We start from the raw sequence: 1,368 nt of genomic DNA, 5'->3' as shown, positions 1-1,368 counted from the left end.
GTACTGCAACGGCACTTAGTCTGATCTTTTGCGCCAGTGGCTTTGCTGCGCTTGCCATTGGCGGCGGCGTCGGAAGCGTGACCAGGCGATGGGGTGGTCGTTGTTCGGGTGGCGGTCGGTGAGCAGCGCGGCGATCAGGCGGCGGGCTTCGGGGACGCTGATCGGGATGAGCTGGTCGGCGTCGGCCGCGGTTCCCCTTTTAGAGCTTCTGCGGCGCGGACGGCGGCCAGCCAGGCCAGGGCGAGCATTGACAGGGTGATGTGGGCGTACCAGCCTCGCCAGGTGCGGACCTGGTAGTCGTCCAGGCCGGTTTCCTGTTTGGCTTGTTTGAAGCATTCTTCGACCGGCCAGCGCCGTCCGGCGACCCAGATCAGCGTGGCGAGGCTGGTGCGGCGGGGTGCGTAACAGATGTAGTAGGCGATCTCGGTCGGGTCGCTGACGCTGCGTCGGGCCAGCAGCCAGTGACCACGCCCCGACGCCCACCACGGCCGGATCGGTACTCGCACCCAGTCGTAGACGCGTGGGCCGTGCGCGCCGTCACCGCAGGACATCCGCTGCCAGGCTCGCGTTGGTAGACCCGCGATGATCTCGTCGACCCGGCCGGCGCCGATCCCGCGGGCGAACACGTCGTCGTTGCAGCGGGTCGCGACCACATGGAACACATCCCGCTCTTCCAGCCAGACTCGCAAGTATTTGACCTGCCCGAATGCCTCGTCCGCGGTGAACCAGGTGAACGGCACATCAGCGTCGATCGTGCGTTGCAGCATCTCGATCGCGATCCGGGGCTTGGTCAACAGCTCGGCGTCGGCAGGGATGCCCGCGTTCTGGCAGCGGTCGCGGTCGCCAAGCCAGGACTCCGGCAGATACAAGTGCCGGTCGATCAGTGCGTGTCCGGCCGGGGCGACGTAGGCCAGGAACGTGCCGATCTGACAGTTGTCGGTCTTCCCGCTCGTGCCGGTGTACTGGCGTTGCACGCCGGCGGACTTGTCACCCTTCTTCACGAAACCGGTGTCGTCAGCAACCAACACCGCCCCCGTATGCCCCAGCCGGTCGACGACGTAATCGCGGATGTCGTCACGGACACCGTCGACGTCCCAGTCCGCCCGCCGCAGCAACCGCTGCATCCCGTCCGGGCTCACCTCACCCGCGTGCTCCGCGAGGGTCCAGCCGTTCTTGCGTTCCAAACCAGCAACCAGACCACCGACGTACCGAGCCGCCCGCTCACGCGGCTCTGACCTGCCGAAACGCGGACCAACCGTGTTCAGAAGGCCATCCAGCTCAGCCTGCCACGACGCGACATCAACATAAAGCACAACAGATCAACGCGAGCAGCGACCAACCGACACGCCAAGTGCCGTTGCAGTACTA

At 66.1% G+C, this 1,368-nt stretch carries 1 protein-coding gene; it reads right to left on the bottom strand.

The features are described from left to right. Positions 1–134: 134 nt before the first annotated feature. The gene (locus tag Asi02nite_RS41190; RefSeq protein WP_203719472.1) at positions 135–1,313 is read right to left on the bottom strand and encodes an IS701 family transposase; all 1,179 of its coding nucleotides are present in this window, start codon (positions 1,311–1,313) and stop codon (positions 135–137) included. Positions 1,314–1,368: the final 55 nt, after the last annotated feature.

The sequence above is a fragment of the Asanoa siamensis genome, assembly GCF_016862555.1.
In the GTDB taxonomy this organism is placed as follows: domain Bacteria; phylum Actinomycetota; class Actinomycetes; order Mycobacteriales; family Micromonosporaceae; genus Asanoa; species Asanoa siamensis.
The sequence above is the reverse complement of the archived record's forward strand: the minus strand, read 5'-3'. Positions and strand labels throughout refer to the sequence as shown.